Raw genomic sequence first — 9,169 nt, 5'->3', positions numbered from 1 at the left:
CTACTATTACGTACGTAAGTTACTACGATAACGTGCGCGCCACCTGCAGGTAGCGGTGGTCGGCGACTTTGGTATCGGACAACGCGGTGGCCCTTCAGGATTCCCGGCGCAGGGCCAGGATGCTGCCGTCGGCATCGGCCGAGACGTACAGGGTGCCGTCGGGTCCGGCGGCGATACCCGCGAACGGTCCCTGCGGCCCGGAGAATGGGGGCATGCCCAGTAGCGGCTTGGGGTTGACGCCGGGCGGGGCGCCGACCGGCAGGTCCGTTGCGATGGTGCGCCGCGCTCCGCCGGCCAAGTCGACGGAGACGAGTTCCTTTGTGCCCGCGTCGACTACGTAGACCCGGCCGTCGAGCACGAGCAAACCCTGCGGCCGCTGCAGACCGTCGATCAGCGGGGCGTTCTCGCCCACCCGCACCACCCGTCCGGCACCGGCCTCGGAGACCAGGATCGACCCGTCCGGCGCGACCGCCACACCGACCGGCTCGATCAATCCCGTCGCCAGCACCTCCACACCCCCGGGGCCGATGCCCAGCACCCGCCCGACGCCCAGTTCGGCCACCACGAAGCGGTCCGGGCCGGCCACCGCAACACCATACAATTGGTCGAAACCTGTTGCCAGGAAATCGCTTTCGTTTGCCTCCGGCCGGTAGCGGGCCACCTCGCCGTTGGAGGTGGTGACGACGAATTCGTCCGGCCCGGTGCTGGCCACCCCGCGCAGGAAGCCGGGGTAGCCGGGACTGAACAGCATGCCGGCAGGACGCAGGGTGCCATCGGGGCCCAGCACATAGAAGTAGGTGCCATCCGCGACGTAGAGATTGCCGTCGGGTGCCACGGTCAGGTCCAGCGGCCAGTTCAGGCCGCCCGGCAGCACCGGCCGGGTGCTGCCGTCACCGAGGATCTCGGTGATCTCGCCGGTGAAGTTGGACACGAACAGCCGCTCCCCGACGAAGGTCAGATTGTCCAGCCCCGGGTTCAGATTGGCCAGCACGCTGCGCGCGCCGCTGCGCGGATCGATGCGCAGTACCTGACCGCTGTGCACCTGCGTCGAGACGATCTGGCCCGCGGCGTCGAACTTCACCGCGTCGGGGACCCCGAGATCAGCGGCGACGCACTCCGGTTCGCCGCCCTCGGGGTCGATACGCCAGATCTCGTTGGCGCCCATCACCGGGAAGTACAGCAGCCCGTCGGGACCCACCTCCATCGCGTTGGGCGACGGGACCTCGTCCAACAGAATCCGGGGTGCGGCGCCATTGCGATCCAGCTCGAGCAGCCGACCGCCCGCGCGGCATTCTCCGATGAACAACCGGCCCCGGTGCACCGTGATGCCGTTGGCCGAGGGGACGTCGTCACGCAGCACGCGGGTGCGGCCGCCCGGCTCGCGCACGCTGACCCGCCCGTCCATCACCTCGGTCGCATAGAGGTTGCCCGCCGCGTCGAACGCCACGTCGTCGGGGGCGATGATCTCGCCGCCCTTGGCGCTGACCGTGTCGAGCTGTCCCGTCTCGGGATCCAGCGCACTGATCTGGCTGCCGGTCACCTGTGCGATGTACACGCGCCCGTCCGGGCCGGTACGCAGACCGTTCGCCCCGAACAAGCGACTGGGCTCGGTGAGGCGGGTCATGGTCCAGCCTTCGGCGACGCCCGGTGGCCGTGCGGCGCGATAGCGAGCAGCCTTCACCGCTCGGACGATAGCAATCAAACTTTGTCCAGACAATAGCCAGCTAGAAACCGCGGACGGCCTTGACGTGCAGGCAACCGGTGGAGAATCATGCTCTCTAATGAATGCACGTCATTATCTTGTCCGGACAATTAAGTGACGCACGATTTCTTGGGACTGGCCGGGCGGGTCGTGGTGGTCGCCGGGGCCGCCGGGGGCGGAATCGGCACCACCGTCACGCGGACGGTTGCCCAGGCTGGGGCGACCGTCGTCGCGGTGAGCCGTGGCAAGGACAATCTCGAGGAGCACATGGGCCCGCTGATCGCCGAGGGACTGCCGGTGGTGCCGGTGGCGGCTGACGTGTCGACCGACGATGGCGTGAGCGCTGCGCTCGAGGTGGCATGCCGCGCCGACGGCGAGTTGTACGGTCTGGTCAACGTCGCGGGCGGGGCGGACCCGTCGACGTGGATGCCTTCGACCCGGGTGACGCGCAGCGACTGGCGCGACCTGTTCAGCCGCAACCTCGAAACGATGTTCTTCATGAGCCAGGCGGTGGCGGCGGAATTGAAGCGTCGCAAACGGCCCGGCTCGATCGTGTCGATCTCGTCGATCAGCGGGATGAACACCGCGCCGTTTCACATCGCCTACGGCACCGCCAAGGCCGCGATCGTGGCGGTAACCCGCACCATGGCCGCCGAGTTGGCGTGCGATGAGGGGGGTGCCATCCGGGTGAATGCCGTGGCTCCCGGCGTCACCGAGACGCCGGCGTCGCGCACCTATACCGACGACGATCCCGAGCGTGACCGTCGTGCCATCGCGATGGGACGGCGCGGACGACCCGACGAGGTGGCCGGTGCGATCCTGTTCCTGCTGTCGGACCTGTCGACTTACATCACCGGACAGACGTTGCTGGTCGACGGCGGTCTGAATCTGAAGTGGGGGCACCTGAGTGCCGACAACACATCGTTGTTCTTAAAGGATGAGTCCTTCCGCGCCGCGATACAGCGTTGGGAGCAGCAGGAGGAAGAAAGCGGTGACTGACGATTTGACCGCCCCGGTGACGATCGGGGTCGAGGCCTACATCTCCGAGGAATATGCCCGCGCCGAACGGGACAGGTTGTGGCGCAAGGTGTGGCAACAGGTCGGGCGCGTCGAAGACTTGCCCAAGGTGGGCAGCTACCTCACCTATGAAATTCTCGACGACTCGATCCTGGTGGTGCGCACCGGTTCCGACACCTTCGCGGCGCACCACAACGTCTGTGTGCACCGCGGCCGGCGTCTGGTGGACACCCCCGCGGGCGCCAAAAGCGCCTGTGGACACAAGAAGTCGTTCGTCTGCGGGTTTCACGGATGGACCTACGACCATGACGGGAATTGCATCCACATTCCCGAACGTGAGGACTGGCAGGGCGCACTGACTCCGGAGAACACCCACCTGACCAGCGTGCAGGTGGACACCTGGGGCGGCTGGATCTGGATCAACATGGACCCCGCCGCGGAGCCGTTGCGCGATTACCTGGAACCCGCCGCCACCATGCTCGACCCGTTCAACCTGGCGGACATGCGGTGCAAGTGGCGCAAATGGCTCCATTTCCAGTGCAATTGGAAGGTCGCGATGGAGGCCTTCAACGAGACATACCACGTCGCCACCACGCATCCGCAGTTCAACAAGTTCGGCAACTTCCGGGGCTGGGCCGCCGCCCACGGCAGGCACAGCAACATTGGCTACGACGCACCCAAGGACCTCGCCGAAACCAAGTCGAAGATCCGGCTCGGCACCGGGGCCGATGCGCGGGTGTCGACTGCCGAGATGCAGCTCTACACCTTGGAGGAAACCAACGCCACCACCACCCGGACGCTGGTGGATGCCGCGCTGCGGTTAGTCGACGAACTGCCCGAGGACGCGCCCGCGGACCAGGTACTCAGTCACTGGCTCAGCTCGGCGCGCCGGGATGATGAAGCGCGCGGGGTGATCTGGCCAACCATCGACCCCGAGCACCTGGCCAACAGCGGGACCGCCTGGCAGATCTTCCCGAACTTCCAGATCGGGCAGGGCCTGACCACCGCGCTGTGTTACAGCGCCCGCCCGCACGGCTACAACCCGGACCAATGCATCTTCGAAGCGTCGTGCTACGAGCTGTACCCGAAAGGTGAGGAACCGCGCACGGAGTGGGTGTACGCACCGCCCGATGACCCGAACTGGCGCAGTGTGCTGCCCCAGGACTTCTCCAATATGGCCGCGGTTCAGCAGGGCATGAAGTCACTGGGCTTCCGCGGCCCAAAGCCCAACCCCTACATGGAACGCAGCACCGCGAACCTGCACCGCAATCTGGCCGAGTACATGGGGACGGGAGCCCCGCGACAACTGGCTTCCGAATTGGAAAGAGAGACGGAGACACAACAATGAAGGTCAATCTCGGATTCGGAGCACACAACTCCAAGGACTGGGATCGGGTGCTCGCCGAAGACTTCAGCCGCCCGCCCGCGACACCGGACTGGGAATGCGTGCAGGGTACGCTGGCGATCGCTGACCTGGCCGAACCGCTCGGGTTCGACGGGGTCTGGATGCCCGAGCACTGCGGTACGCCATATGGCATGACGCCCAACCCGATTCAGGCGCTGAGCTACTTCGCCGGACGCACCGAACGGATCAGCCTAGGTACTTTTGTGGTGGTCGCACCCTGGTGGCACCCGGTCCGGCTGGCGCACCAGATCGCTTATCTTGACATCCTTTCCAACGGCCGCTACGACACCATCGGGATCGGCCGGGGTGTGTCGAAAGGTGAATTCGACGCCGTCGGCGTCCCCCGCGAAGAGAGCCGGCAACGGTTCAACGAGACCCTGGACATTCTGCAGCTGGCGTTCTCCGGCGAGCGGTTCTCCTACGATGGGGAGATCTTCAAGGTGCCGGAGATGTCCCTGCGTCCCGAACCCCGCAGCAGCGACCTGTTCTCCCGTATCTACAGCTCGTCCTCCACGGCAGAGTCGCTGGAGATCCTGTCCCGCCGCGGCATGGTGCCGCTGTTCGTGGGCAACAAGCCCATCGAGGACGCCGGACGAGAAGTGCAGAAGGTCAACACCTTCCGCCAGGAGGAAGGCCTACCGCCGTGCCAGCCGAAGAACGTGATGTTCATGTACTGCACGGCCGATCCCGAGGACGCGGCCAGGTCCGAAGAGTGGATCTGGACGGCCAACCGGGACGTCACGGTCCACTACGGCTTTGCGGACGCCTCGAACTTCAAAGGCGTCAAGGGATATGAGGCTTATGCGGCCCGGGAGGCAACGGCGACCGCGGTATTGGCGTCGTCGGTATCGGGAGAGACGAAAGGTCCGTCGAAAACACCGGGTTACCACGCCTCCAATCTGCTGATCGGCACACCGGAGGAAATCTTCACCCGCATCAAAGCGGCGCAGGAGGCCTGCTCGTTCTGTGAGCTGACGATCGTCCCCCAGTTCGGCACCATGCCCTACGAGGACGCGATGGCGAGCACGCGACTGTTCGCCGACGAGGTGTTGCCGGCCGTGCAGAAGATGGACGCGCCGCTGCATCCGGCGGCTCTCCCGGAGAACGCCCTGGCATGACCGGGATTTCCGACTGCCCACCGACGACGACGCCGGACGATATCGACATCGAGGCGCTGCGGGAGAAGTACCGCCTCGAACGCGAGAAGCGGCTGCGCCCAGAGGGTTCCAAACAGTACATTGAGCTGTCTGACGATTTCGCGGACTACTACGAGACGGACCCGCACTCACCGCCGTTGGTCCGTGATCCGATTTCGGCGGACATCGACGTCGCGGTTCTCGGCGGTGGCTTCGGCGGTCTGCTGTGTGCGGCCTACCTGAAGAAGGCCGGCGTCGAAGATGTCCGGATCATCGAGCTGGGCGGTGACTTCGGCGGTGTGTGGTACTGGAACCGCTATCCCGGGCTGCAGTGTGACAACGAATCATATTGCTATATACCGCTTCTGGAGGAGCTCAACTACATTCCGAGCAAGAAGTTCGCCGACGGGACCGAGATCTACGAGCACTGCCGGCGGATCGGGAAGCATTACGGTCTCTACGATTCGGCCATCTTCTCAACCCAGGTGCGGGCCCTGCACTGGAACGACGAGACCAAGCGGTGGCGGGTCAGCACCAACCGGGACGACGACATCCGGGCCCGGTTCGTGGTGATGGCATCCGGCCCGTTCCACCGGCCCAAGCTGCCGGGTATTCCGGGCATCAAGAATTTCCGCGGGCACAGCTTCCACTCGTCGCGCTGGGACTACGCCTACACCGGAGGCGACAGCAGCGGTGGCATGCACAAGCTGGCCGACAAGCGGGTCGCGGTGGTGGGCACCGGGGCGACGGCCGTGCAGATCGTCCCGTTCCTCGGGCGGGATGCCAAGCACCTTTACGTCTTTCAGCGCACGCCGTCCTCGGTGGGGGCGCGCAACAACAGGCCGACGGACCCCGAGTGGGTGAAGTCGCTCAAGCCGGGCTGGCAGAAGGAACGACAACGCAACTTCCACTCCTGGACGTTCGAGGGCATGGCACCCGGCCAGCCCGACTACGTGTGTGACTTCTGGACGGAACTCGGCCGAAACACCGCGGCCCGGGTTCTCGAGCTTGACGATCCCGCCTCGATGACCCCCGAGCAGTTCATGGCCATCAACGAAGAAGAGGACTACAAGCTGATGGAGCGGCTGCGGCGCCGCATCGAAAGCATCGTCGATGACCCGGTGACTGCCGAGGGGCTCAAGCCCTATTACCGATTCCTGTGCAAGCGCCCGTGCACCAACGACGACTATCTGCCCACCTTCAACCGGCCGAACGTCACGCTGGTCGACGTGTCCTCGACCAAGGGCATCGAGCGGGCGACCGAAAAGGGTCTGATCGCCAACGGCATTGAGTACGAACTCGATTGCATCATTTACGCCAGTGGCTTTGAGATCTCGACCGAGATCAGCCGCAGGTACTCTATTGACGCGATCGAGGGCCGCGGTGGCCGTTCGCTTTTCGACCACTGGCACGACGGGTACAAGACCCTGCACGGGATGACTAGCCGGGGCTTCCCCAACCAGTTCTACACGGGGTTCACCCAGGTCGGAATCTCCGCGAACATCGCCGCCAACTACGAGCTGCAGGGCGAGCACATCGCCTACGTCATCGCTGAAGCGCTGCGGCGCGGGGCGGTCACCGTCGAGCCGTCGCAAGAGGCGCAGGACCAGTGGTGTAAAACCATCCGCGACACGGCGATCGACAACACCGCGTTCATCGGGGAATGCACGCCGGGTTACTACAACAACGAGGGTGGCGGCGGAGGCGAAGGCATCCGGTTCTACCTGGGCGAGCCCTACGGGCCGGGCTTCTACGCCTTTGGTGACCTGCTCGCCGAATGGCGGACCAAGGGCGATCTGGACGGGCTCGAATTGGAATGACCGATTTTAGATTCGACGACCGGGTGGCCGTGGTGACCGGCGCCGGCCGCGGGCTGGGCCGCGCCTACGCGCTGATGCTGGCAGCTCGGGGTGCCAGCGTGGTGGTCAACGACACCGGCAGCACGCTGACGGGAGATGGTTCGGATCCGGGTCCGGCACACGCAGTGGCCGCCGAAATAGCAGCGGCCGGAGGCGAAGCCGTCGCCTGTGCCGAGTCGGTGACCACCGCGGCCGGGGGTCGCGCGATCATCCAGTCCGCCCTCGACCATTTCGGGCGCCTCGACATTTTGATCCACAACGCCGGCACGGTGCGGCGGGCGTCATTGAAAGAAATGAGCTACGCCGACTTCGACGCCGTGCTCGACGTGCACCTGCGCGGCGCCTTCCATGTCGTGCGACCGGCCTTTCCGATCATGTGCGAGGCCGGCTATGGCCGGATCGTCCTGACCTCGTCGATCGGTGGGCTGTACGGCAATCATGCGGTCGCCAACTACGCCGCGGCGAAGGCCGGGCTGGTGGGCCTGGCCAACGTGGTCGCCCTCGAGGGTGCCGCCGAAGGTGTGTTGTGCAATGTCATCGTGCCGTCGGCGGTGACCAGAATGGCCGACGGATTGGACATTTCCGCGTATCCGCCAATGGGCACCGACCTGGTAGCGCCGGTGGTGGGCATGCTGGCGCATGAGTCCTGCCCGATCAACGGCGAGATGTTGATCGCCATTGCGGGCCGGGTCGCCAGGGCCGTCGTCGCCGAAAGCCCAGGGGTGCAGCGGTTGTCGTGGACGATCGAGGACGTCGCCGAACAGCTGTATGCCATCCGGGATCTGACGGCGCCGCTGATCTTTCCGCCTGTCCCGAGCGGGCATGCCGACCACATCCGCTACAGCTTCGAGTCGGCGCAATGGGCCGGCCGGGACAGCGCATCTCATGTCTAGCGGCGGGCCACTGGCGGGCGTGCGCGTCGTCGACCTCACCGCGATGGTGATGGGGCCCTACTGCACCCAGATCATGGCCGACATGGGCGCCGACGTGGTCAAAATCGAGCCGCCGCAAGGCGATGACACGAGGTACATCTCCGTCGGCCCGGCCCCCGGAATGAGCGGGGTGTTCGTCAACGTCAACCGGGGTAAGCGTGGCATCGCCATCGACCTCAAGTCCGATGCCGGCCGGACCGCGCTGCGCGCGCTGATCGAACGGGCCGACGTGTTCATCCACTCGATGCGCGCCAAGGCGATCGCCCGGCTCGGATTCAGCTACACCGACGTCGCCGCCATCAATCCGGCGATCGTCTACACCAACTGCTACGGGTACGGCCGCCGAGGGCCCAACCGGGACCTGCCCGCCTACGACGACACGATCCAGGCCGCGTGTGGACTGCCTTCGGTGCAGGAGCAGCTGACCGGCGAGGCCAACTTCGTCGGAACCATTTTGGCTGACAAGGTCGCCGGCCTCACCGCGCTGTACGCGACGATGATGGCCTTGTTCCATCGCGAGCGCACCGGCGAGGGGCAGGAAGTGGAGATTGGCATGTTCGAGGCGATGGCGTCGTTCATGCTCGTCGAGCACGCCAACGGCGCAATGTTCGACCCACCCCTGGGGCCGGCGGTGTACCCGCGCACGGTGGCGCCCAATCGGCGGCCGTACCGCACCAGCGACGGCTACATCGCGGCGCTGATCTATAACGACAAGCATTGGGCCGCATTCATCGACGCCGTCCGGCCGCCGTGGACCAGTGACCTGTACGCCACGCTTGAGGGCAGGGCGCGCCAGATCGACACCGTCTATTCGCTACTGGCCGAGACCTTCGCCCAGCGCACCACCGATGAATGGCTGAAGCTGCTGCGCGAGCTGGAAATTCCAGCTTCGCCGATTTCCAGTCCGGCCGCGCTGTTCGACGATGAGCAGCTCGAAGCCGTCGGATTCTTCGAGACGGTGGACAGCCCGCACGGCCCGGTCCGGTTCCCGGGCGTGCCGACCTGGTTCTCCCGCACCCCGGGCCGCGTCGCGGGGCCGGCTCCCGAACTCGGCGCGCACACCGACGAGGTGCTCGACGAGCTGGGATTGCGTTCCGCCGAAGCAAATCCCGCCTGAG

Annotated in this window: 7 protein-coding genes; 6 read left to right on the top strand and 1 reads right to left on the bottom strand. The window is 65.7% G+C overall.

The window, feature by feature from the left end:
- Positions 1–94: 94 nt before the first annotated feature.
- Positions 95–1,624 (bottom strand): SMP-30/gluconolactonase/LRE family protein, encoded by a 1,530-nt coding sequence (locus BN972_RS19890; protein WP_080697120.1) that lies wholly within the window; start codon positions 1,622–1,624, stop codon positions 95–97.
- 192 nt (positions 1,625–1,816) lie between these two features.
- Here BN972_RS19890 and BN972_RS19885 point away from each other — a divergent pair, with 192 nt between their 5' ends.
- Genes BN972_RS19885 through BN972_RS19860 form a run of 6 tightly spaced genes read left to right on the top strand, consistent with a single transcriptional unit; the run spans position 1,817 to position 9,168 of the window.
- The gene (locus BN972_RS19885) at positions 1,817–2,701 is read left to right on the top strand and encodes an SDR family NAD(P)-dependent oxidoreductase (RefSeq protein WP_036361624.1); all 885 of its coding nucleotides are present in this window, start codon (positions 1,817–1,819) and stop codon (positions 2,699–2,701) included.
- Positions 2,694–4,067, top strand: coding sequence for an aromatic ring-hydroxylating oxygenase subunit alpha (locus tag BN972_RS19880; protein ID WP_036361622.1), 1,374 nt, complete (start codon positions 2,694–2,696; stop codon positions 4,065–4,067). The genes BN972_RS19885 and BN972_RS19880 overlap by 8 nt, the downstream gene beginning before the upstream one ends.
- The gene (locus BN972_RS19875; protein WP_036361620.1) at positions 4,064–5,242 is read left to right on the top strand and encodes an LLM class flavin-dependent oxidoreductase; all 1,179 of its coding nucleotides are present in this window, start codon (positions 4,064–4,066) and stop codon (positions 5,240–5,242) included. Before BN972_RS19880 ends, BN972_RS19875 begins: the two co-directional genes overlap by 4 nt.
- Positions 5,239–7,080, top strand: a complete 1,842-nt coding sequence (locus tag BN972_RS19870) for a flavin-containing monooxygenase (protein WP_036361619.1) — start codon at positions 5,239–5,241, stop codon at positions 7,078–7,080. Before BN972_RS19875 ends, BN972_RS19870 begins: the two co-directional genes overlap by 4 nt.
- Complete coding sequence (locus BN972_RS19865) at positions 7,077–8,012, top strand: SDR family NAD(P)-dependent oxidoreductase (protein WP_036361618.1); 936 nt, start codon at positions 7,077–7,079, stop codon at positions 8,010–8,012. Before BN972_RS19870 ends, BN972_RS19865 begins: the two co-directional genes overlap by 4 nt.
- Positions 8,005–9,168, top strand: a complete 1,164-nt coding sequence (locus BN972_RS19860; RefSeq protein WP_036361617.1) for a CaiB/BaiF CoA transferase family protein — start codon at positions 8,005–8,007, stop codon at positions 9,166–9,168. The genes BN972_RS19865 and BN972_RS19860 overlap by 8 nt, the downstream gene beginning before the upstream one ends.
- The last annotated feature ends 1 nt before the right edge of the window (position 9,169 follow it).

The sequence above is a fragment of the Mycobacterium asiaticum DSM 44297 genome, from assembly GCF_000613245.1.
Classification (GTDB): domain Bacteria; phylum Actinomycetota; class Actinomycetes; order Mycobacteriales; family Mycobacteriaceae; genus Mycobacterium; species Mycobacterium asiaticum.
The sequence above is the reverse complement of the archived record's forward strand: the minus strand, read 5'-3'. Positions and strand labels throughout refer to the sequence as shown.

Bases quoted from the DNA above. Each gene is read 5' to 3' on its own strand.
- BN972_RS19890 (WP_080697120.1), bottom strand. From the start codon at position 1,624: ATGACCCGCCTCACCGAGCCCAGTCGCTTGTTCGGGGCGAACGGTCTG.
- BN972_RS19875 (WP_036361620.1), top strand. From the start codon at position 4,064: ATGAAGGTCAATCTCGGATTCGGAGCACACAACTCCAAGGACTGGGAT.
- BN972_RS19870 (WP_036361619.1), top strand. From the start codon at position 5,239: ATGACCGGGATTTCCGACTGCCCACCGACGACGACGCCGGACGATATC.
- BN972_RS19865 (WP_036361618.1), top strand. From the start codon at position 7,077: ATGACCGATTTTAGATTCGACGACCGGGTGGCCGTGGTGACCGGCGCC.
- BN972_RS19860 (WP_036361617.1), top strand. From the start codon at position 8,005: ATGTCTAGCGGCGGGCCACTGGCGGGCGTGCGCGTCGTCGACCTCACC.